At 69.6% G+C, this 23,500-nt stretch carries 15 protein-coding genes; 6 read left to right on the forward strand and 9 right to left on the reverse strand.

What is annotated here, in order from left to right:
* Position 1: 1 nt before the first annotated feature.
* From AB0D12_RS32285 to AB0D12_RS32320, 8 genes are read right to left on the reverse strand one after another with little or no spacing between them, the layout of a single operon-like run.
* The gene (locus tag AB0D12_RS32285; RefSeq protein WP_362690748.1) at positions 2-1,183 is read right to left on the reverse strand and encodes a 4-hydroxybenzoate 3-monooxygenase; all 1,182 of its coding nucleotides are present in this window, start codon (positions 1,181-1,183) and stop codon (positions 2-4) included.
* Complete coding sequence (locus AB0D12_RS32290; protein ID WP_362690751.1) at positions 1,183-2,199, reverse strand: alpha/beta fold hydrolase; 1,017 nt, start codon at positions 2,197-2,199, stop codon at positions 1,183-1,185. The genes AB0D12_RS32285 and AB0D12_RS32290 overlap by 1 nt, the downstream gene beginning before the upstream one ends.
* Positions 2,199-3,596 carry a 3-carboxy-cis,cis-muconate cycloisomerase gene (pcaB, locus tag AB0D12_RS32295; RefSeq protein ID WP_362690754.1) on the reverse strand — a complete coding sequence of 466 codons (1,398 nt, stop codon included), beginning with the start codon at positions 3,594-3,596 and terminating at the stop codon, positions 2,199-2,201. The genes AB0D12_RS32290 and pcaB overlap by 1 nt, the downstream gene beginning before the upstream one ends.
* The gene (pcaG, locus tag AB0D12_RS32300; RefSeq protein WP_362690757.1) at positions 3,580-4,128 is read right to left on the reverse strand and encodes a protocatechuate 3,4-dioxygenase subunit alpha; all 549 of its coding nucleotides are present in this window, start codon (positions 4,126-4,128) and stop codon (positions 3,580-3,582) included. Before pcaG ends, pcaB begins: the two co-directional genes overlap by 17 nt.
* A complete protein-coding gene (gene pcaH, locus AB0D12_RS32305; protein ID WP_362690760.1) occupies positions 4,128-4,925 on the reverse strand; it encodes a protocatechuate 3,4-dioxygenase subunit beta in 798 nt (265 codons plus the stop codon). Before pcaH ends, pcaG begins: the two co-directional genes overlap by 1 nt.
* A 3-nt stretch (positions 4,926-4,928) precedes the next feature.
* Positions 4,929-6,119, reverse strand: a complete 1,191-nt coding sequence (locus AB0D12_RS32310; RefSeq protein WP_362690763.1) for a thiolase family protein — start codon at positions 6,117-6,119, stop codon at positions 4,929-4,931.
* Positions 6,120-6,163: 44 nt separating this feature from the next.
* On the reverse strand, positions 6,164-6,808 hold the full coding sequence (locus tag AB0D12_RS32315) for a CoA transferase subunit B (RefSeq protein ID WP_362690766.1): 645 nt from the start codon (positions 6,806-6,808) through the stop codon (positions 6,164-6,166).
* Positions 6,808-7,590 carry a CoA transferase subunit A gene (locus AB0D12_RS32320; protein WP_362690769.1) on the reverse strand — a complete coding sequence of 261 codons (783 nt, stop codon included), beginning with the start codon at positions 7,588-7,590 and terminating at the stop codon, positions 6,808-6,810. The genes AB0D12_RS32315 and AB0D12_RS32320 overlap by 1 nt, the downstream gene beginning before the upstream one ends.
* A gap of 181 nt (positions 7,591-7,771) precedes the next feature.
* Between AB0D12_RS32320 and AB0D12_RS32325 the strand changes: the two genes are divergently transcribed.
* The 4 genes from AB0D12_RS32325 to AB0D12_RS32340 all read left to right on the forward strand — a co-directional run bounded on the left by AB0D12_RS32325 (position 7,772) and on the right by AB0D12_RS32340 (position 15,603).
* Complete coding sequence (locus AB0D12_RS32325) at positions 7,772-9,478, forward strand: IclR family transcriptional regulator C-terminal domain-containing protein (protein WP_362690772.1); 1,707 nt, start codon at positions 7,772-7,774, stop codon at positions 9,476-9,478.
* Positions 9,479-9,718: 240 nt separating this feature from the next.
* Entirely contained in the window at positions 9,719-10,639 is a 921-nt protein-coding gene (locus AB0D12_RS32330) for a DUF3048 domain-containing protein (RefSeq protein ID WP_362690775.1), read from the forward strand.
* A 1,180-nt stretch (positions 10,640-11,819) separates the two neighbouring features.
* Positions 11,820-14,447 (forward strand): SpoIIE family protein phosphatase, encoded by a 2,628-nt coding sequence (locus AB0D12_RS32335; RefSeq protein ID WP_362690841.1) that lies wholly within the window; start codon positions 11,820-11,822, stop codon positions 14,445-14,447.
* A gap of 133 nt (positions 14,448-14,580) precedes the next feature.
* Entirely contained in the window at positions 14,581-15,603 is a 1,023-nt protein-coding gene (locus AB0D12_RS32340) for an NADP-dependent oxidoreductase (protein ID WP_362690778.1), read from the forward strand.
* A gap of 380 nt (positions 15,604-15,983) precedes the next feature.
* Here the strand turns inward: AB0D12_RS32340 and AB0D12_RS32345 are convergent, their stop codons facing one another.
* A complete protein-coding gene (locus AB0D12_RS32345; protein ID WP_362690781.1) occupies positions 15,984-19,361 on the reverse strand; it encodes a pyruvate carboxylase in 3,378 nt (1,125 codons plus the stop codon).
* 538 nt (positions 19,362-19,899) lie between these two features.
* On the opposite strand from AB0D12_RS32345, the gene AB0D12_RS32350 reads away from it, so the two are divergent.
* Positions 19,900-21,255 carry a S1 family peptidase gene (locus AB0D12_RS32350; protein ID WP_362690784.1) on the forward strand — a complete coding sequence of 452 codons (1,356 nt, stop codon included), beginning with the start codon at positions 19,900-19,902 and terminating at the stop codon, positions 21,253-21,255.
* 240 nt (positions 21,256-21,495) lie between these two features.
* Positions 21,496-23,499, forward strand: coding sequence for a diguanylate cyclase (locus tag AB0D12_RS32355; RefSeq protein ID WP_362690787.1), 2,004 nt, complete (start codon positions 21,496-21,498; stop codon positions 23,497-23,499).
* The last annotated feature ends 1 nt before the right edge of the window (position 23,500 follow it).

The raw sequence follows: 23,500 nt of genomic DNA on the forward strand, positions 1-23,500 counted from the left end.
CTCACGCGATCGGCAGCCCGGTGTAGTTGGCCGCCAACTCCGCTGCCGCGTAGGGCGAGTTCGCCACGCGCTGCAGCTGGGACAGCTGCAGACGGGTGTCGAAGGCAGACTGGGACGGGTCCGTGTGGAGCATCGTCGTCATGAAGTACGAGAAGTGCTCCGCTCGCCAGACCCGGCGCAGGCAGGTGTCGGAGTAGGCGTCGAGCAGCTCCGGCGAGCCCGTCATCTGCTCGTGGATCAGTGCGCGGGCGAGGACGATTACGTCGGATGCCGCCAGGTTGAGGCCCTTCGCGCCCGTCGGCGGGACGATGTGCGCCGCGTCCCCGGCCAGGAAGACACGGCCGAAGCGCATCGGCTCGGTCACCGAACTGCGCATCGGGAGAACCGCCTTGGAGGAGACGGGACCTCGCTCGAGCTTCCAGCCGGGGTCGGTGCCGATGGCGAAACGGGCATCCAGTTCATCCCAGATGCGCACGTCCGGCCAGTCGGCGGGATCGGTGTCATTGGGGACCTGAAGGTAGAGCCGGCTGACGGCGGGCGACCGCATGCTGGCCAGGGCGAAGCCACGCGCCGAGTGGGCGTAGATCAACTCGTCGTAGACCGGGGGTGCTTGGGCGAGAATCCCCAGCCAGGAGTAGGGGTAGCTACGCGCGTACGTCGTCCGGGCCGACTCGGGGACCGCGTTGCGCGTCACCCCGTGGAAGCCGTCGCAGCCCACGACATAGTCGCAGGTGAGGGTCTGCTCGCGCCCCTCGTGGAGGTAGTGAACAGCCGGCGGGTCACTGTCGGCGCCCTCCACCGAGCGCACCTCCGCCTCGAACAGCAGCGGACCGCCGTCGATGAGCTGGCGGGCTATCAAATCCTTCACCACTTCGGTCTGCGCATACACCATCACGCTCCTGCAGCCGGTGAGAGCGCGGAAGTCGATCCGGTGGGCGCCTCGGTCGAAGCGCAGCTCGATACCGTCGTGGACCATCCCCTCGCGGTCCACGCCCTCCGCGACTCCGGCGGAGCGCAGGGCGTCCACCGTGCCCTGTTCGAGGATGCCTGCACGCTGGCGGCTCTCCACATAGGTGCGGTCGCGCGACTCCAGGGTCACGCTGTCGATGTCGGCGTTGCGCAGCAGCCGGGCGAGCAGCAGTCCGGCGGGGCCGCCGCCGATGATGCCGACGGTGGTGTGCATCAGCGATCCTCTCCCCGGGGGTGGTTCACATCATGTTCGCGCAGGACGTCGGCAATCTCGTCCGGAGTCAGGCCGTTGCGCAGGGCGGCGCGGACGTGCATCGCGAGCTCTTCCCTGCGGCCACCCGCCACCAGCGCAGTCGTACGGGCCACGGCTCCGTCCACGTGCGCGTCACCGAGCACCGCCCTGCGCACTGCCATCCCGTCGCCGCCGCGGTCCGGGCCGCCGCGCTCCGGGCCGCCGCGCTCCGGGCCGGATCCGAGTCGGCTGAGCAGGGCGTCGAGTACAGCGCGAGGCTGCTCGACATTGGCCAGATGGGCGGCGCGCGGCAGTTCGACGAGGTGTGTGTCTCGGATGCCGTCGGCGAGGGCCCGTGCGTGGGGTGGCGGCGTGGCCTTGTCGTCGCGGCCGGCGACGACAAGGGTCGGCGCGGTGATACGGGCAAGGTCGGGTCGCAGATCGAGGCCGGCGAGCACTTCGCAGCAGCCCGCGTAGCTCTCCGGATCGACGGATCGAAGGTCGGCGGGCAGCGAGTCGACGGCGAGATCGCCCGAGGCCGCGAAGGCGGGCGTGAACCAACGGTCGCGGGCGGTCGCGGCGAGCGGCCCCGCCCCCTTCGTCCTCATCAACTCGGCCCTGTCCAGCCAGGGTTGGGGTTCGCCGAACCGTGCCGATGAGCACACGAGGGTGAGCGAGGTGATCCGGGACGGATGGTGCGCGGCCAGCCATGTGCCGACCGCTCCGCCGAGCGAGATGCCCGCGTACGCGAAGGAGTCATGGCCCAGGGAATCGGCGAGGTCGAGCACCAGACGTCCCAAATCTGCCATGGCGGCAGGAGTGGGAAGCAGGCCTGTCGGCGAGGCCCCGTGGCCCGGCAGATCCCAGCGGACCACTCGACAGTGCCGGGCGAGCGCGGGAGCCTGCTTGTCCCAGACGGCGAGCGATGTGCCCAACGACGGCCCGAGGTAGAGCGGGGGTGCGTCGAGGGGTCCTTCGGCTCGGTGGTGAAGAGTCATCAGAGGTCCCGGTGGGGTTGGCGGGCGAGCGCGCGGTCGGTGAGCGAGGCGGCGGAGCCGAGGTACCCGAGAGGGTCGGCGAGTGTGCGCAGCAGCGCCTCGGGGAGCCCGCCCGATTCCTGTTGCAGGGCCTCGACCAGTCCGGTGCCGTGCTCGGCGGCGCGCCGCGAGGCCTTCGCGAGCAGTTCCTTCGCGGCGCCGCGGCTGATGACCGGGGCGAGCTCGGCACTCAGCCGTTCACTGAGAATCAGACCGCCGGTCAGATCGAGGTTCGTACGCATCCGTTCCGGCAGGATCCGCAGATCGGCGCAGAGTTCGGCCGCATTGTGGGCGGCCCCGCCGGTCAGGCGCAGGGCGTCTCGCAGGGGCTGCCACTCCGCGTGCCAGGCTCCTGCGGGCCGTTCGTCCTCCGCGGCCAGCGAACCGTGGAGAGCAGCCGACAGCGACGGGACCTGGCGGGCGGCGGAGGCGATCAGGGTCGCCCTGACCGGGTTGCTCTTGTGGGGCATGGCGGAGGAGTCACCGCCGGCCGACTCGGCGACCTCCCCGATCTCGGTACGGGAGAGCACCAGGACATCGGCGGCGATCTTGCCCAGTGCGCCGGCGGTGAACGCGAGTGCGCTCCCGAGGTCGGCGACCGGCGTGCGGAGCGTGTGCCACGGCATGTCGGGGGCGGCAAGGCCGAGTTCGGCGGCGTACGCGGCGATCAGCGCCAGGCCCACGTCTTCCTCATTGTCGCCATGGTTCGCGTACGCGTGGAAGGCGGCCAGTGTGCCTGCCGCACCACCGAGTTGGACGGGCAGCGAGAGCCGGACGCGGGCGAGACGGTCGTGGGCGTCCAGGACCAGGGAGCGCCATCCGGCGGCCTTGAGACCGAAGGTGGTGGGAACGGCGTGCTGCGTGAGTGTGCGCGCCGGCATCGGTGTGTCGCGGTGCGCGTCCGCCAGCAGGGCCAGCTCTTCGCCGGTACGCACCAGATCGGCGGTGGTCAGATCCAGGGTACTGGCGGCGACCAGCATGAGCGCGGTGTCGACGATGTCCTGGCTCGTGGCTCCGCGGTGGACGAACTCAGCGTGTTCCGGGGCGCGTTGGGCCACCTCGTGTGTGAGGTCGGCGACGAGCGGGATGACCGGGTTGCCGCCGCCTCGGGCGCGCAGCGCCAGGGAGCGGGCGTCGAACCGGTCCGCGTGGGCGGCCTCGGTGACGGAGTGGCCCGCCGCCGCCGGTGCCAGTCCGACGGCGGACTGCGCCCGGGTCAGGGCGGCTTCGGCGTCGAGCAGGGCCTGCAGGACCGCCCGGTCGCCGGTGGCCGCCTCGGCGGGGCTGCCTGCCCTGACGGGTGCGAGCAACCCGGTGTCCCACTCCGGGCAGCCGGCCGTGTCATCGGTGGAAGTCAAGGAAGACCGTCTCCTTCTCCCCCTGCAGATGAATGTCGAAGCGGTAGGTCCGCTCCCGCTCCTCGTGTGCGATCAGAGTGTCCCTGCGCTCCTGAGGCAGGGCGGACAGCAGCGAGTCCGAGGCGGGCTGTGCGAAGTAGGCGCGGGTGAACAGGTGGTGCATGAGCCCGCGGGCGAAAACACACACCGCCAGATACGGCGCGGTGGCGGGCGGCGCCAGAGTGCGCACCGCCCAGTGGCCGTCCGCGTCGGTGGCCACACGGCCGAAGCCGGTGAAGTCCACGCCGTTGCGACCGAGGAAGCCGCGCGTCACCGGGTCGCGCCGCAGTGAACCGGGCCGGCCGGTGCCGTCCGGCCCGCTCTGCCAGGTCTCCAGCAGCGCGTCGGGCACCGGGTCGCCGTTCCCGTCGCGCACATACCCGTGAACGGTCAGGGTTTCGGGATGACCGGCGGGAGCGATGTCGCCGCCGCCCGGGAACGGCAGGGCATATCCGTAGAACGGGCCGACGGTCTGGGAGGGGGTGGGGTGCATCAATGGTCCTCCGGGTCCGGGAGCGTGGCGGCGGGCCCCTCGAGGACGATGTCCCAGCGGTAGCCGAGTGCCCATTCGGGGGTGGACAGCTCGTGGCGGTATTCGGCGACCAGCCGGGCGCGGGCGTCGGCGTCGGTGACGGACTGAAGGATCGGGTCGTACGCGAAGAGCGGATCGCCGGGGAAGTACATCTGGGTCACCAGGCGCTGGGTGAACTGGGTACCGAAGAGCGAGAAGTGGATGTGTGCCGGCCGCCAGGCGTTGACGTGATTGCGCCAGGGGTACGCGCCCGGCTTGATCGTGGTGAACCGGTACTGCCCGTCGTCGTCGGTCAGACAGCGGCCCACGCCGGTGAAGTTCGGGTCGAGGGGCGCCGGGTGCTGGTCGCGCTGGTGGGCGTATCGGCCCGAGGCGTTCGCCTGCCACACCTCGACGAGCTGCCGGCGCACCGGCCGGCCCGCCCGGTCGAGCACCCGGCCGGTGACGACGATCCGCTCACCGAGCGGTTCGCCCGCGTGCTGCCGGGTCAGATCCGCGTCGAGTTCGGTGACATCGGTGACGCCGAAGACCGGTCCGGACACTTCGGCGGCCTCGGGATCGTCACGGACGGCGACCAGGGGCCGGTGGGGGTGGCGCAGCAGGCTGCTGCGGTAGGGGGCGAAGTCGCGGGCCGGGTGGTGCGGTGGGGCGCTGCCGCCCGCCACGGCCTTCCGGACGGCTTCGTGGGCATCGGTGATCTCCGCGCTGATCTGCTGCTGGGTCAGCCGGTTGGGGATCGCCGGCTGGGTGACGGTCATGGGTCACTTCTCCAGTACGAGTGCCAGGCCCTGCCCCACGCCGATGCACAGGGCGGCGATGCCGGTGCCGGAACCCGCTGCGGCGAGCTGGTGGGCGACGGCTCCGGTGATGCGGGCGCCCGACGCGCCGAGCGGATGACCGAGCGAGATGGCGCCGCCACGCGGGTTGACCACGGCCGGGTCCAGTCCGGGCCACTGTCCGACGCAGGCGAGTGCCTGCGCCGCGAACGCCTCGTTGAGTTCAAGGGTGTTGAGGTCTCCGAGGCCACGGCCGGCCTTCTTGAGTGCACGGTGGACCGCTTCGACGGGCCCGGCTCCGAAGTACTGCGGCTCGATGCCGGTCACGGCAGTGGCTCCGATCCTGGCCAGCGGCTCGCGTCCGGTGGCGCGCAGGCCGTCCTCGTCGGTGAGCAGCAGGGCCGCGGCACCGTCGTTGAGCGGTGAGGAGTTGCCCGCCGTGACGGTGCCGCCCTGGCGGAAGACGGGCTCGAGCTTGGCGAGGGCCTCGGTCGAGGTGTTGTCACGGATGCATTCGTCCCGGGCCAGATCGACGCCGTCGAAGGGGACGACCTCGGAGTCGTACAGACCTGCCTCCCAGGCACGGGCGGCCTTCTGGTGGCTTTCGACGGCGAAGGCGTCCTGCGCCTCGCGGTCGATGCCGTACCGGTCGGCGACCAGTTCGGCGCCTTCACCAAGGGCGACCGTCCACTCCTTGGGCATACGCGGGTTGACCATCCGCCAGCCCAGGGTGGTCGAGAACATCTCCTGATGACCCGCGGGGAAGGCGCGTTCGGGCTTGGGCACCACCCAGGGCGCGCGGCTCATCGACTCGACGCCGCCCGCGACGGCGATGGACGCGTCCCCGACGGCGATGGCCCGGGCGGCCTGGATGACCGCTTCCATGCCGGAGCCGCAGAGCCGGTTGACCGTGGCGCCGGGCACGGTGACGGGGAGCCCGGCCAGCAGCACGGCCATGCGTGCGACGTCGCGGTTCTCCTCCCCCGCCCCGTTGGCGTTGCCGAAGAGGACATCGTCGATACGCGCCGGGTCGAGGTCGGGTGTACGGGAGACGAGGGCGCCCAGCACACCGGCTGCGAGGTCGTCGGGCCGTACACCGGCGAGCGCGCCACCGTACTTGCCTATCGGAGTGCGGACGGCGTCGACGACATAGACATCACGGAGGCGGTCGGTCATATCAGCTCCTGGTACGGACGGAGGGAGAGGCCCAAGAAGGGGTGTCAGCGGGTGGTGGCGGGGACGCGGACGGGCGCGGCGGTCCTGTCCTGCACTTCGTCGAGGGTGACTCCGGGAGCGGTCTCGACGAGAAGCAGTCCGTCCTCGGTGATGTCGAGGACGCCGAGGTCCGTGATGATGCGGTGCACGCAGGCTGTGCCGGTGAGCGGGAGCGTGCACTCCTGGACGATCTTCGGGGAGCCGTCCTTGGCCGTGTGATCGGTCAGGACAATGACGCGGCGGGCTCCGTGGACCAGGTCCATGGCGCCCCCCATGCCCTTGATCATCTTGCCGGGGATCGACCAGTTGGCGAGGTCACCGGTGGCAGAGACCTGCATGGCGCCCAGGATGGCGGCATCGATGTGGCCGCCGCGGATCATGCCGAAGGAGAGCGCGGAGTCGAAGAAGGCAGCTCCGGGCCGGACCGTGACGGTCTCCTTGCCCGCGTTGATGAGGTCCGGGTCGATCTCGTCATTCGTCGGGTAGGGCCCGACGCCGAGGATCCCGTTCTCCGAGTGGAGCACCACATCCACGCCTTCGGGAAGGAAGTTGGGGACGAGCGTGGGCAGTCCGATGCCGAGGTTGACGTACGAGCCGTCGGTCAGCTCGGCGGCCGCGCGGGCAGCCATCTCGTCTCGTGTCCAGGCCATCAGGCTCGTACCGTCCTCTTCTCGATCTGCTTGTCGGCGGCCTGCTCGGGGGTGAGCGCCACCACGCGCTGGACGAACACCCCGGGCAGATGAACGGCATCGGGGTCCAGCTCGCCGGGTTCGACGAGTTCCTCGACCTCGGCGATGGTCACCCGGCCCGCCATCGCGGCAAGGGGGTTGAAGTTGCGGGATGCCTTGTTGAAGACGAGATTGCCGTAGCGGTCGCCCTTTGCGGCCCGTACGAGCGCGAAGTCGGTGGTGATGCCGTACTCGAGGACATGCTCGAGTCCGCCGAAGACACGGACTTCCTTGGCGGGGCTCAGCACGGCCACCTGGCTTTCCCTCGCCTCCGGCCGGGAGGTACCCCCGGCCGCGTACCGGCGGGGCAGGCCGCCGTCGGCGACCTGAGTGCCGACACCGGCGGGGGTGAAGAAGGCGGGGATGCCACAGCCGCCTGCCCGCAGTCGCTCGGCGAGTGTGCCTTGGGGTACGAGCTCAACCTCGAGCTCGCCGCCGAGGTACTGGCGGGCGAATTCCTTGTTCTCGCCGATGTACGAGCCGGTGACGCGGGCAATGCGGCCCGCTGCGAGCAGTGTGCCGAGCCCGGCGCCGTCCACCCCGCAGTTGTTGGAGACCACCTGCAGTCCGCGGACACCACGAGCCAAGAGCGCGGCGATCAGCGTGTTCGGCACACCGCTCAGGCCGAAGCCGCCGACGGCGAGGGAGGCGTCGTCCCCGATGTCGCCGACCGCCTCGGCGGCGCTCTGCTTGACTTTGTCCATGGAGGGGTTCCTTGTCATGAGCTGACAGAACCTGCAGGGATGCAGTCGTTCGCCAGATGAACTACAGTTCATTTGTACGCGACGAGTGTGCGTTCACCGGCCACGCAATGTCAACGGCTGGAGGGGACGCCGATGCTCGAAGACACAGAAGTGCCCCGCTCCAGAACCGCACGGAGGGCCGATGGCCGTCACGACACCGCCCCACGACACAGCGCCCGCCGAAGCCGTGGGACCGCTGATGCGCGGCGTCTCCGTGCTGCGTGACATCAGCGAGGCCGGCGGCCGGATGACCGTCAGCGAGCTCGTACGCTCCACCGGACTCGCCCGCTCCACCGTCGACCGGATCGCCGCCACCCTGGCGCGCATGGGATACCTGCGTCTCGACGGGCACGCCGCCATCCTCGCGCCCCGCCTGATGGAACTGGGCAACGCCTATCTGGCCGCCATCCGCCTGCCGGGACCGCTCGGCCCGCTCGCCGAGAAGCTCGCCGAGGAACTCGACGAGTCCGTGTCGCTGGCCGTGCCCGACCACGACGGCATTCGCTTCGTCCACCAGACCACCCGGCGGCGTGCCATGTCCCTCACGTTCCGCATCGGGGACCTGCTGCCCGCCGAACGCACCGCGCAGGGAACGGTGTTTGCCGGGTACTGGAGCGAGGAGGAGTGGGCGCACTGGCGCGCGCGGCGTGCCGCCGACCCGGACGGCCATGACTTCCTGCCCGCTCTGCCGCCTCCTCACGCGGCCGAGGACGGTCTCACCTTCGAAGAGCGCGCGGCCGCGGCCCGTCAGCAGGGCTGGGCCGTGGACGACCAGCTGATCGAACCGGGCCTGATCGCCCTCGCGCTGCCGGTCCGGGCCCCCGACGGAGAAGTGGTCTGCGCGGTGAGCGTGGTGAGCCACACCAGCCGCCACAGCGCCGAGTCACTACGGCAGTCGCTGCTGCCGCGGGCGCGCGACGCCGTGGCCGCCATGGAGGAGCGCCTGCGCGAGAGCCGACCGGCACAGGAGGGACAGGCCGAGGAGGAGCAGACCGAGGGAAGGCGGGCCGCGAAGGAGCAGGCCGGTGGACTCGCCGACTGGACCAACTCCTCCAAGCAGGAACTCGGCGCGGAGTTCGTGGAATCCCTTGCGCGCGGCCTCACCGTCCTCACTGCCTTCGGAGACGGCAGGGCGGAGCTCACTCTCACCGCCATCGCCGAAGCCACCGGTCTCGCCCGCGCCACGGCCCGCCGCGCTCTCATCACGCTCGAGCACCTCGGCCATGTGGAAGCGCGGGAGCGGAGCTTCCGCCTCACCCCGAGAGTGCTCGCGCTCGGCTATCCGCCGATGTCACGCACCACGCTCTCCGAGATCGCCTCGCCCCATCTGGTCACACTCGTCCAGCAGGTGCACGATTCAGCGTCCCTGGCGGTGCTCGACGGTGACCTGATCCAGTACACGGCCCGCGTCGCCACCGGCCGCATCATGAGCGTCAACATCCAGATCGGCACCAGATTTCCGGCCTACGCGGCGTCCATGGGCCGCGTCCTGCTGGCCGACCTGCCGCCGCGGGATCGCGCCGCCCGGCTGGAGCGCACCGAACTGCGGGCGCTGACACCCCGGACCACCACCGACCTGCCGGAGCTCGACGCGGTCTTCGAACACGTGGCGGAGGACGGGTACGCGCTGGTCGACGAGGAGCTCGAGGAGGGCCTGCGCTCACTCGCCGTACCGGTGCGCGACCTCGACGGACGAGCGGTCGCGGCCGTGAACGTCGCCATGCACAGCAGCCGCCGCACGGTGGAGCAGTGCCTGACCGAGATCCTGCCCGAACTGCAGGCGACAGCCGCCCGGATCGAGGCCGACCTGCACATCGCCGGGCGCTTCACGAGGATCCCGACGGCCTGAACCGCGGGTCGCAGACAGAGGGCTCTGCGTGGGGCCCCCTGTGAGTGACAGCCGAGATATCGTCGCGCGGCCGATCACCGAAGGTGGTGAGGTGGGTGGTTCGGCCTCGATCCGAGACGTTCGGCCCAACCTCCCCGCTCTCGGTCGTCCGAGAATGGAGACATGCGGAACAGATCGTGCTGTGGTCAGTCCACGACCGCCCGAAAGCCTGCCGGGCGGGGGACGCGGAGGAAAACAGCAGTGGCCACGCTCGCGATGCTGGTGGCCACGCTCGCCCTCGAGGTGTCGGGCTGCCAGGGCGGCGCGGGTACGAAGCCGCCGGACGGTCGTGCCACGCCCGTGCCAGGCTCACACGTACTCGCGGTGAAGATCGACAACGTCGGCCCCGCCCGCCCCCAGACCGGCCTTGACAAGGCGGACATCGTCTATGTCGAGCAGGTTGAGTCCGGGCTCAGCCGGATACTCGCTGTCTACTCCTCCCGCGTCCCGCCCGTCGTCGGTCCGGTGCGCAGCGCTCGTGAAACCGACCTGGAACTGCTCCGGCAGTTCGACCGGCCGACCCTCGCCTTCTCCGGGGCACAGACCAAACTCCTCCCGGTCATCAAGGCAGCTCCCTTGAACGCACTTCCGCCCGACAAGGCACCGGCCGCGTACTTCCGCAGCCGGGATCGAGCCGCCCCGCACAATCTGTATCTGCGGCCCGAACGGGCCCTGCGCGACACCCCTGGCGCAAACGCCGCCGGATACGCCGGGCTCAGCTTCGGCCCCCCGCCCCCGGGCGGGAAACCGATCGCCGCATACACCGTCCGCTATCCAGCCGCACGCTTCGGCTTCACCTGGTCGGCAGGCCGGCAGCAGTGGCTGCTGACCATGGACGGCACGCCTTTCCGGACAGCGTCAGGGGAGCAACTGGGTGCGGCCACGGTCATCTTGCAGTATGTGACGGTGCGACCGTCGAGCTTCCACGACCGGTGGGGCAACAACTCTCCGTATACCGAGACCGTGGGCTCCGGCGCCGCGCTGGTCCTGCGCAACGGCACAGCGTACGAGGCCGACTGGAAGCGGGACACAGCCGAGTCCGGCACCGCGTTCACGACGCCGGACGGCGGGCGCATGCCGTTCGCCCCAGGACAGATCTGGATCGTGTACGAGGCTCGCTGACTCCTGCCCGTCGATCGTCCCCACGGCTGTCCAAGCCTGCGGGAAGTCGTTTGGCCGCATTGCTGGTTGGCAGACTCTCGTTCGAAGTTCGCCTCACCCGTCGCAGGTAGCCCGTGCCTGCCCTCTTGCCGTTGGAGTATCCATGGACCTGACCCAGTGCCCGTTCTTCTCGCTCGACCCGGATGCCGACCCGCCGGAGAAGCGAGACAGCTTCAGGCGCAAGGCCCTCTGGTCCCTCTGGAGCTGCCGGGGCACACGCCGACCGCATCCCCATGATGGTCAAACCTCGAGATATCTGCCCTGTTGATGCAGATCGCACCAGCGCCGGCCCCGACACGGGGCCGCGTTTCTGCTCGCAGCCGGAACCGGGCACTTTCAGCGCCTTCCATACGTCGACGACCGCGCCGCAACTGATGTCGACCACGGTCTCCAGCGGGACGGGGAACGCTGAAGCAGGGCCGGGCAACTCCCGAAGAGGCCTGGCCGGGCTCCGGGAGTGGTCCGGGATCAGTCCGTGATCTCCGCCGGCCGGCGGATCGGCCGAGGGCACCAGCATTGCCGGCTGCCCGTACAGGGCTGCGATCTGCGCCCAGTCGGTGGCAGCTGCGTCGGTGGCAGCGGCATGGCAGGCCACGATGGCCGCCTGCAGCTGGTACGGGCCGGGCCTGCGGCTCCGCAGGGGCGGCGTCGAGCAGGCCGAGCCCTTCGGAGAGCTCCATGGGCGTCCCATTGCGTCGTGAGTACAGTCCGGCCGCTCCAGAATGCCGGCGCTGGGCCAGTACCAAGGCGCTGGGCCATCATTTCGGCTGCGGCACCAGGAACGACCTACACTCAAAATCAGACCCTGACCAGCAGGAATGGCGAAGCGCTGCTGGAGTACCCGTACTGCAACCGTGCTTGAGGTGACGGGACTGCCCGAGTGTGGTCGGCCTGCCTGACTTGCGTGGGCGGCGGAGGGGTTGTCGGGTGGAATTGCAGAAGGGGGCGTCCGGCACTGAACGCACCTTGATGTGATCAGCCCCCGACCCAACCGCCTTGCAATAACTTCGGTGCCCCGTGAAGAGCCAGCCCTCGACCCGTCTGCAGACCATCAATGTTTGGCCGCAGAGCACCGTGCGGTGCTAGAAAGGTCAACGTGGTCAAACTTTTCGGCCGATTCCGGAGCACACCGGTTCGGTCACTGACCGACAAGCATCCCCGGAGCGTCGCCGGGCAGGTCTTCGCCCTGCAGGTGGCTGTGGTGGTGCTGCTCGTGGCGACCACGGTGCTCGCGCTTGTGCTGCAGTCCCGGCTCGACAGCAGCAGGGAGGCGAAGAACCGTTCCATTGCCGTTGCGGAGACCTTCGCGCACTCTCCGGGCGTTCTGGCCGCCCTGAAGACCCCTGATCCCTCCAAGGTGCTCCAGCCTCTCACCGAGGCGGGGCGGAAGGCGGCCGGCGTCGACTTCATCGTGGTCATGGACACGAAGGGGATCCGCTACACGCATCCAAAGCCGGACCGGATCGGGAAGAGGTTCGTCGGCACCATCGAGCCCTCGCTGGCCGGCCACGTGTACACGGAGAGCGTCCACGGCCCGCTCGGCCACGAGGTACAGGCGACCGTCCCCATCTTCGACAACAAGGGCAAAGTCGTGGCCTTGGTGTCCGCCGGTTTGAAGGTCAAGAACGTGACCAGCGTGGTGAACCGACAGCTGCCGATCATCTTCGGTGCCGGAGCGGCCGCGCTTGCCCTGGCCACGGGCGGAACAGCGCTGGTGGCCAGGCGGCTGCGGCGGCAGACCCACCGTCTGGGCCCGGCCGAGATGACCCGCATGTACGAGCATCACGACGCCGTGCTGCACTCCGTCCGCGAAGGTGTGCTCATCGTCGGCACCGAAGGTCAGCTGCTGCTGGCGAACGACGAGGCCAGGCGGCTGCTGGAGCTGCCGCCCGATGCCGAGGGCCGGCACATCTCGGAGCTGCCCAGTCTTGATCCCCCCACGGTGGAGCTGCTGACCTCGGGCCGCGTGGCCACGGACGAGGTGCACCTGGCCGGGGAGCGGTTGCTTGCGGTGAACCAGCGGCCCACGGATCGTCACGGTGGCCCCAAGGGGACGGTCGCGACCTTGCGTGACTCCACGGAGCTGCGGGCGCTGTACGGCAGGGCGGAGATCGCCCGCGAGCGGCTGAAACTGCTGTATGACGCCGGTCTGGGCATTGGGACCACCCTCGACGTGGTGCGTACGGCCGAGGAACTGGCGAAGGTCGCCGTCCCCCGATTCGCCGACTTCGTCACCGTCGATCTGGCCGACCCGGTGCTGCGCGGGGAGGAGCCGGCCGGTACGGCCACGGACATGCGCCGCACCGCCGTCCACGGCATCCGGAACGACCATCCCCTCTACGAACTCGACCGCCTGATCGACTTCCTCCCCTCCACACCGCAGGCACGGGGTTTCGGGAGCGGCCGGCCGGAGCTGGTGCCCGACCTGTCCGCCACGCCCGGCTGGCGTGCCCAGGACCCGGAGCGGACACAGATGATCGTCGAGTACGGCATCCATTCGCTCATCACCGTGCCCCTCCAGGCGCGGGGCGTCATTCTGGGCGTGGCCAACTTCTGGCGCTCGGAGAAGCCCCAGCCGTTCGAGGAGGACGACCTGTCCCTGGCCGTAGAGCTGGTCGCCCGGGCGGCGGTAAGCATCGACAACGCCCGCCGCTACACCCGTGAGCACACCCTGGCCGTGGCTCTGCAGCGCAGCCTGCTGCCGCGGGCACTGCCCGAGCAGAGCGCCCTCGAGGTCGCCCACCGCTACCTGCCCGCGCTGTCCGGGGTGAGCGGCGACTGGTTTGATGTGATCCCGCTTCCGGGCAGTCGCGTGGCGCTGGTCGTCGGGGATGTCGTCGGTCACGGCCTGCACGCGGCGGCCACGATGGGACGGCTGCGCACGGCGGTGCACAACTTCTCCACGCTCGACCTGCCGCCCGACGAGATCCTCAGCCATCTCGACGACCTGGTCGGGCGCATCGACCAGGAGGAGGTGGAGGCGGCCGCCGGTGCGGGGGTCACGGGCGCCACCTGCCTGTACGCGATCTACGATCCTGTCTCCCGCCACTGCGCCATGGCGCGGGCCGGGCACCCCGTGCCCGCGCTGGTCCACCCCGACGGCAGTGTGTCGTTCCCCGATCTGCCGGCCGGGCCGCCCCTCGGCCTGGGCGGTATGCCGTTCGAGACCGCCGAACTGGAACTGGCAGAAGGCACGCAACTCGTCCTCTACACCGACGGGCTCATCGAGGACCGCACCCGGGACATCGACGTGGGGATCGAGCTGCTGCGTCAGGCCCTGGCGTCCCATCCCGACCGGCCGCCGGAGGAGAGCTGTCAGGCGGTGCTCAACGAGCTCCTGCCCGGCCGGCCGAAGGACGACGTGGCGCTGCTCATCGCCCGTACACGGGCGATCCCGCCCGACCACGTCGCCAACTGGGACGTGCCGTTCGATCCCGCCGCCGTGGCAGGGATGCGCGCCGCCGTGGCAGAGAAGCTGGACGACTGGGGTCTGTCCGAGCTCGCGTTCGCCATGGAGCTGTTGCTCAGCGAGCTGATCACCAACGCTCTCCGCTACGGCTCCGCACCGGTCACCGTGCGACTGCTGCGCGACCGCACCCTGACCTGCGAGGTCTCCGACGGCAGCAGCACCTCGCCCCATCTGCGGTATGCGGCCACGATGGATGAAGGAGGCCGCGGCCTGTTCCTCGTGGCACAGATGGCCGAACGCTGGGGCACCCGCTACACCCCCCAGGGGAAGGTCATCTGGGCGGAGCTGTTGCTGCCCTGATCGGCGGGACGTGGCCGTCGGTGAGCGTGCCCCGGGTATCCGGGGCCAGGGGGCGTTGCCGGGCGGGGTGGCGGGAGCTAGATTCGTGAGTGACATACCGACCAGTCGGTCACCGCGTCGAGGAGAAGCCCGCATGAGCCGCATGAACCACCAAGTCCGTCTGGCCGCTCGCCCGGTGGGGCTGCCCCGGCCCACCGACTGGGAACGGACCGAGGAGCCGGTCGGCGAGCCGGGTGAGGGCGAGCTGCTGGTGCGGGTGCTGCAGCTCTCGCTCGACCCGGCGATGCGCGGCTGGATGAATGAGGGCAAGTCGTACATTCCGCCAGTGAAGCTCGGCGAGGTGATGCGCGCGGGTGCGGTCGGGCGGGTCATCGCCTCCCGGCACCCCGGCTTCGCCGAGGGCGACTATGTGTCGGGCAGTTTCGGCGTCCAGGAGTACTGCGTCTCGGACGGCAGGGGCGTCATACGCATCGATCCGACGTTGGCGCCGCTGCCGGTATACCTCGGCACCCTGGGCATGACGGGTATGACGGCCTACTTCGGACTGCTCGACATCGGCCGCCCGGAGACCGGCCAGACGGTCGTGGTGTCCGGCGCAGCCGGGGCCGTGGGCAGCGTGGTGGGCCAGATCGCCAAGATCAAGGGATGCCGGGTCATCGGCATCGCCGGCGGCGAGCGCAAGTGCCGGATGCTGGTGGAGGAGTTCGGCTTCGACGCCGCCATCGACTATCAGACCGACGATGTGAAGAAGTCGCTGCGCGAGCTGGCCCCCGACGGTGTGGACGTCTACTTCGACAATGTCGGCGGCGACATCCTCGACGCGGTGCTGACCCGGCTCGCGCGCGGCGCCCGCATCGTCATCTGCGGCGCGATCTCCCAGTACAACAGTGTGGAGCCGGTCAAGGGCCCCGCCAACTACCTGTCCCTGCTGGTGAACCGCGCCACCATGACCGGCATGGTGGTGTTCGACTACGCCGACCGGTACGCCGAGGCCGCTGCCGAGCTGGCCGGGTGGCTGGCGGAGGGGAAGCTGCAGACGCGGGAGGACGTCGTACAGGGCGGGATCGAGGCGTTCCACGACACCCTGCTGCGGCTCTTCCGCGGCGAGAACCACGGCAAGCTCGTCCTCGAAGTGGCGGACCAGCAGGACGCATGAGAGACACCTGAGCGGCCCGGGGCCCGGCCGACGCAGGGGGCGCGCTCCCTCCGGCCGGCGCCGGCCCGCCCCCGCGCAGCGGAGGGGGCACCGCAGGGTCCGCATACCCGGCGTGCCCCGCCCGGCGACACCGCGCACCTGATGTCGCGACTGCTCGACCAGATGGCCCAGTACCGAGGCGAAGCCGACTGATCGAAGCGGCGCGCGCCCGCCGCCCGTCTGCAGTGCATCGGAGCGCCGGGCTCGCCGGGAGCTTCCCCGCTGCCCACACCCGTCGGAACGTACGAGTCCAGCAGCGCGACTACCACGCCACGGTGTCTCATGGTCAAGCTGACGGGTGGCCCGGAGATCCTCACCAGGCCACCCCTTCACCACGAGCGTCAGTTGATCTCGATGAGCAGATCGCCCGCCTCGACCTGCTGGATCTTGCCGATCGCGAGCCGGCTCACCGTGCCGGCGGTCTGGGCGGTGATGGAAGCCTCCATCTTCATTGCCTCGATGGTGGCGACGGTCTGGCCGGCGGACACCGAGGCGCCCTCCTCCACCTGAAGAGTGACCACTCCGGCGAAGGGGGCCGCGACGTGGCGCTCGTTGCCACGCTCGGCCTTCTCCGCCGCCTTGACCTCCGTGGCGACGGACTTGTCCCGGACCGGGACCGGCCGCAGTTGTCCGTTGAGCGTGGCCAGCACCGTGCGGAAGCCCCGCTCGTCGGCTTCGGAGATGGCTTCCAGTTCGATCAGCAGGGTGACTCCGGGTTCGAGCGTGACGGTGTGCTCGGTCTCAGGCTCCAAGCCGTAGAGGAAGTCCCGGGTGGGCAGGACGGAGGTGTCGCCGTATGCCTCTCGGTGGGCATCGAACTCCTTGGTCGGGCCGGGGAAGAGCAGCCGGTTGAGCGTCGCCCGGCGCGATTCCCGAAGGCCCTGCCGGTCCTCGTCGGACAGCGTCGGCGTCTCGGCCTTCTCCGGACGGCCGTGCAGAGCGCGGGTGCGGAATGGCTCCGGCCAGCCGCCGGGCGGGTCGCCCAGTTCACCGCGGAGGAATCCGATAACCGAGTCGGGTACGTCGAACTTGCCCGGGTCGGACTCGAAGTCCGCGGCCTCGACCCCGGCTCCGACGAGATGCAGCGCCAGGTCGCCGACGACCTTCGACGAGGGAGTCACCTTCACCAGACGGCCCAGCATCCGGTCCGCCGCCGCGTAGCAGTCCTCGATCAGCTCGAAGCGGTCGCCGAGGCCCAACGCGATCGCCTGCTGGCGCAGGTTCGACAGCTGGCCTCCGGGAATCTCGTGGTGGTAGATCCGGCCGGTGGGTGAGGCGAGACCGGACTCGAAGGGCGCGTAGACCTTCCGGGTCGCCTCCCAGTACGGCTCCAGATCACCGACTGCCTGCAGCGACAGGCCGGTCTCCCGCTCGCTGTGGTCGGTAGCGGCGACCAGGGCCGACAACGGCGGCTGGCTCGTGGTGCCGGCCATCGAGGCCACAGCGGCGTCCACAGCGTCGACGCCCGCGTCGATCGCGGCGATGAGCGTGGCGAGCTGGCCGCCCGCCGTGTCGTGGGTGTGCAGATGCACCGGCAGGTCGAACCGCTCCCGCAGGGCCGTCACCAGCGTGCGGGCGGCGGGCGGGCGCAGCAGCCCGGCCATGTCCTTGATGGCGAGCACATGTGCGCCCGCGTCCACGATCTGCTCGGCGAGGCGGAGGTAGTAGTCGAGGGTGTAGAGCGACTCACCCGGGTCCGAGAGGTCGGCGGTGTAGCAGAGTGCGACCTCCGCGAGTGCCGTTCCCGTCGCCCGCACCGCATCGATGGCGGGACGCATCTGCGAGACGTCGTTGAGCGCGTCGAAGATGCGGAAGATGTCCATGCCGGTGGCGGCGGCCTCGGCGACGAACGCCTCCGTCACCTCGGTCGGATAAGGGGTGTAGCCCACGGTGTTGCGCCCGCGCAGCAGCATCTGGGTGCAGATGTTGGGCACCGCCTCACGGATTCCCGCCAGGCGCTCCCACGGGTCCTCGGCGAGGAAACGGAGCGCCACGTCGTACGTCGCGCCGCCCCAGCACTCGAGGCTCAGCAGCTCCGGTGTGGTGTGCGCGACGTACGGGGCGACCGCGAGCAGATCGCGGGTGCGCACCCGGGTGGCCAGCAGGGACTGATGTGCGTCACGGAAGGTGGTGTCCGTGACTGCGACAGCCTTCTGACGGCGCAGTTCGGCGGCGAAGGCCTCCGGCCCCAGCGCGGCGAGGCGCTGCCGGGAGCCCTCGGCCGGCGGCGCGGTGAAGGAGGTGGCCGGCAGCTTGTCGACGGGGTCGATGACGACCGGGCGGGGCCCGTGAGGCCGGTTGACCGTCGTCTCGGCGAGGTAGGTGAGCATGCGGCTGCCGCGGTCGGCCGACGGGCGGGCCCGGACCAGCTCGGGGTGCTCGTCGATGAAGCTCGTCGTGATACGGCCCGCACGGAACTCGGGGTGGTCGAGCACCGCGCCGAGGAAGGGCAGGTTGGTGGCCACTCCGCGGATACGGAACTCGGCGATGGCCCGGCGCGCGCGGCGGGCGGCATTGGCGAAGTCGTGGCCGTGGCAGGTGAGCTTGACCAGCATCGAGTCGAAGTGCGCCGACACCTCGGCACCGGTGTGCACGGTGCCGCCGTCGAGCCGTACGCCGGGTCCGCCCGGCGAGCGGTAGGCGGCGATGGTGCCCGTGTCGGGCCGGAAGCCGTTGGCGGGGTCCTCGGTGGTGATCCGGCACTGCAGAGCCGAACCGTTCAGAACGATGTCGTCCTGGGTCAGGTTCAGTTCGGGCAGCGTCATGCCCGCGGCGATGCGCAGTTGCCCGATCACCAGGTCCCGGCCAGTGACCTGTTCGGTCACCGTGTGCTCCACCTGGATACGCGGGTTCATCTCGATGAAGACGTGATTGCCGCGTTCATCGACCAGGAACTCGACCGTGCCGGCGTTGACATAGCCGATGTGGCGTGCGAAGGCGACGGCGTCTGCGCAGATCCGCTCGCGCAGGACCGGGTCGAGGTTCGGTGCGGGCGCGATCTCGACGACCTTCTGGTGGCGCCGTTGCAGCGAGCAGTCCCGCTCGTACAGGTGCACGACGTTGCCGTCGGCGTCGGCGAGGATCTGTACTTCGATATGACGCGGGTTCATCACCGCCTGCTCGAGGAAAACCGTCGCATCGCCGAACGAGGACTGCGCCTCGCGCATCGCCGCGTCGATCGACTCCCGCAGCTCGCCGGGCTCGGCGACCCGCCGCATGCCCCGCCCGCCGCCACCGGCGACGGCTTTGACGAACAGCGGGAAGCCGATGTCGTCGGCCGCCGCCAGGAGCGCGTCCACGTCCGCGGACGGCTCCGACGACTTGAGTACCGGGACGCCGGCCTCCCGCGCCGCCGCGACCGCACGAGCCTTGTTCCCCGTCAGATTCAGTACCGAAGAGGGCGGTCCGACAAAGGTGATCCCCGCATCCGCGCAGGCCGCGGCGAGGTCCGGGTTCTCCGACAGGAACCCGTAGCCGGGATAGATCGCCTCGGCTCCGGCCCTGCGCGCGGCCTTGATCACCTCATCGACCGACAGATACGCCCGCACGGGATGGCCGGGTTCACCGATCTGGTACGCCTCATCCGCCTTGGCCCGGTGCAATGAGTTCCGGTCCTCATAGGGGAACACCGCCACCGTGGAAATGCCGAGCTCGAATGCTGCGCGGAACGCGCGGATCGCGATCTCACCACGGTTGGCGACCAATACCTTGCCGAACATCAAACTCCCCTGTTGCGTCGCGGACGGGGCGGCCTGAGGACCGGCGATGTCGTCACCGGCGCCGTGAAGGGCATACGGCTGCCTCGTGGAAGGTGTCGATGAGTCTGTTGGTCTGGGCACCGCATCGGCCGATCCCGATCGGCAGGGGTGCATTCCTCATTGGTAGGGCATGAATGCCTCGTTCCGGTGAAGGCCGACGACGCTGTCGGCCTCGGCCCTCCGGAGCCCGGGGCGTGGCCACCGTACCCGACGGCTTGTGATCACCGCCGTACGCACCCCCTGGCAGCACGCGTCGACTCCCAGAGCTGGCTCAGCAGGCCCAACTGTGCGACCGGCGGGGGCACTGGCCCAGGGCATGAGGTTGGCGACCTGATGGTGAATTCGCCGGGGCGGCCGGACAGGTGGCGAGTTCCATGCCCAACGGCTTGTCCGGTAGTCGCTGAACCACATGGCAACACGCCACGTATGGAAGTAGGGCTCGTGAATTCCGGGCCCCCGGCGTTCGTAGCGCCGCCTCGAAGCGACTTAGGGGCCAGAGATGACGCACGCACGACGCAGGCTGCAGCGAATCGCGCGGCTGGCGGCCGTCGGCGGACTGCTCTGCGGGGGGCTGATGATCACGGACGCCGTGGCGAGTGAGCCCTCCGCCCCGCGAGGGGACGCAGGCAGCACCTCTGGCAACAACGACGTGGGCGCACGTCTCGTTTCAGAGCTCGGCGTATCACGCACCGCCGGCAGTTGGATCGGCTCCGACGGGCGCCAGGTCGTCGCGGTGACCGACGCGGACGCGGCGGCCGAGGTCAAGCGGGCGGGGGCGCGCGCCAAGGTCGTCCCGTACAGCATGCGCCAACTCCGTACGGCCACTGAGACGCTCAGCGAAGCACCCCGCATGCCCGGTACCGCGTGGGCCATGGACTACGCGTCCAACAAGGTCGTCGTCCAGGCTGACAGCACCGTCTCAGCCACCGACTGGTCGCGCATGTCCGACGTCGCCAAGGGGATCGGCGGCTTCGTACAGATGCAACGGACCACAGGCTCCTTCACCACCAGGGTCAACGCCGCCGAGCCGATTCTCTCCCGCGACGGCCGCTGCTCCGCAGGCTTCAACGTGACCAACGGCCAGAACAACTTCATACTGACCGCCGGGCACTGCGGTCCCGTCGGCACCTCCTGGTTCACAGGCACACGGGGCGCCCAGCAAGTCGGCGCCACCACTGAGAGCCGCTTCCCTGGTACTGACTTCGCCCTCATCCAGTACCAGGGCGGCCAGGCCGCCGGCGGAACCAACATCGTGAACGTCGGTGATGGCCAGGGTGTGCAGATCACTGCGGCCGCCGATCCCTTCGTCGGGCAGCAGGTCTTCCGCAGCGGCAGCACCACCGGGCTGCGCTCCGGCCGGGTGACCGGGTTGAACGCTACGGTGAACTACCCCGAGGGCACCGTCACCGGACTGGTCGAGACGACGGTCTGCGCCGAGCCCGGGGACAGCGGAGGCCCGCTGTTCGCGCAGGGGCTGGCGCTCGGGGTGACCTCGGGCGGCAACGGCGACTGCACCAGCGGGGGGACCACGTACTTCCAGCCGGTGACCAAGGCGATGGCGGCCCTCGGTGTGAGCCTGACCGGAACCGCCGCTCCCGCAGACGGCAACCGCGCGGGCCAGGCTCCCCTCAACCCTGCCGCTGAGCCGTCGGCTGCCGCCGGGGCCGATACGCCACTCGTGCCGGGACAGGCGAACGGTCCGGCGACGGTGAGCGGAATCGTCAGCCCCCGGGCCCTCGCACCGGGACTGGTGATCATCGCGGTGAGTCTTGTCGGACTGATTGCCACCCGCTCGATCTGGTCTGCTCAGGATCGCCGCCGCTACCGCATGCGGTACTCCCAAAGCTGGAGCTGACCCTCGAGCGCGGCGCAGACCACCTCTCCGGTGAAACGTTTGTCTGGTGGCGTCGCACAGAAGCAATCGGCGATGTCGAGATCACCGAGGCCCTACTACCACCCAAAGTCCCGGAAGTACAGATATCTGTCATTATTTCAGGTGAACTCCCTATCATACGTGCCGATTAGAGAAGGGGACCTTCTACGTTTCTACCGTCCCCGTTTCCATCCAACGTGGAGATTCAGGGGCGAGGGTTCTGTGCTGGGCACAATCGGGGAGTTCGTGTTGCATAGGGTGCTTGAGCGCGGTGACGGTGGCGGGCCGCCTCAGGTCGAGCTGCGCAACCGCTGGCTGTACGTGGCCGGAGTCGGTCAGGCTGTGTGCATCGGCTCCGCAGTTGCCGCGACCGTGGGCGGACGGTTCGCCCAGTTGGGCCTGCTGGTTGCAGACATCGGGGTGCCCACTGCGCACGGTGTGGCCGTCCTCTCCATTCTCGCCCGTGCACGATCGGCCACGGGGCGAGTACGACTGCGCCTGTTACTGCTCGGCGTATCGACGGGCGCGGCCGGCGTGCATGAGCTTGTACTGCGCCAGTTAACCGCACTGCGGGGGTCCACCGGGATGCTCTATGCGGCGATCGAGCTGCTGGCAGTGGCCGGCATCGCCCTCGCGCTCGGTCTGGGCGTGGCCGGGATGGTGGTCGCGACCGGCGACGGCGGCACGGTGCTCACTTGGTTGCGACGGCTCTTGGACGGGTGGATGATCGCTGGATCATTGTTCACCCTTGGCTGGGTACTCCTCCTGCATCGGGCAGATCTGGGCGGTGACGTCCTGGCAGCGCTGTCCGATCTCGGCCGAGTGGTCGCGGACATCCTCGTTCTGGGACTGCTGCTGGTCCTGCGCTTCGCCATGCGACGCGGGCAACGCGCGTCCGTCAGCGTGGCGGCAGTCGGTCTAGCGATCTTCGCGGTGAGCGACATGCTCCGCATCTTCTCGGCAGATCCTGTCGTCTCAACGACCTTGCCGGTCACCGAGACATGCTCGATGACCGGTATGTTCCTCATCGCCGCAGCGCCGTGGCTGCCCGGCGGTGACAGTGTCCTGGGCGTGGACCGGCGGGAGTTGCCCGTGGCGGGGGTGGTGGCAGCCTTCCTCCCCGTAGTCGTCTGCGGGGTGGCCGTGGTGCTGCACACCTTGTCCGGAGACCGCCTTGATGTGGTCACGCCGGTCGTCGGAGGCACCGTGCTGCTCGCGCTGAGCGCGCGTCAGGGCGTGGTGCATGCCGAGAGTCTCTGCCTCGCCAGAGAGGTGGCCACCCGCGAGGATCACTTCCGTACGCTCGTCCAGGGTTCGAGTGACGTGATCGCTGTCGCTGGAGAAGACTGCGTCCTGCTCTACATCAGTCCAGCTGTGCAACAGGTTTTCGGATACCGGCCCGAGGATCTGCTTGGCACCCACTTGCCGCTGCTCATCCACCCCGACGACTTGCCGCCGCTGACAAAGGCCGTCAGTAAGTTGCGGGAGGAATACGAGCTCAGCAGTCACAGCCTTGGGCGTCGTGTGTCCTGCCGGATGCGGTCGGCCGACGGACAGTGGCGCCACGTCGAGTCGACGATCAGCCGTCACGCCAACGGGTTGATCGTCAACAGCCGGGATACGAGCGAGCGAGTTGCGCTGCAGGCACGGCTGGAGCATTTGGCGTTCCACGATGCGTTGACCGGCCTGCCCAATCGTGCTCTGTTCGCTGACCGGATCAAGCACGCTCTGGCCAAACGGTCGGCCGACAGTGCCCCGCCCGCACTGCTCTTCCTCGACCTGGACGGCTTCAAGAAAGTGAACGATTCGGCCGGGCATGCAGCGGGTGATGAACTGCTCATCCAGGCAGCGCGGCGGCTGCGGGCCGCGGTACGAGCGGAGGACACCGTTGCCCGCCTCGGTGGGGATGAGTTCGCCGCACTGTTGGAAGGGCACGCCGGAGCGTGCGAGTCCCGCACGCGAGAGGTGGCGGAGCGGCTGCTGTCCGCCTTGACAATGCCGTACCGCCTCGCCGGTACCGAGGCCGTGGTCGCGGCTTCGATCGGGCTCGCGGTGGCAACCCCGGGAATCACCCCCGCCGAATTGATGCGCAACGCCGATCTGGCGATGTACGGCGCCAAGGCCGCGGGCAAGGGACGCATTCAGGCGTATCGGCCGCAGACGCACAACAATGAGCGCCCAAGTTCTTCAATTCTCCGAGAGGATTCCTGTATCTCACCGGGGTAAG

The sequence above is a fragment of the Streptomyces sp. NPDC048479 genome, from assembly GCF_040651435.1.
In the GTDB taxonomy this organism is placed as follows: Bacteria; Actinomycetota; Actinomycetes; order Streptomycetales; family Streptomycetaceae; genus Streptomyces.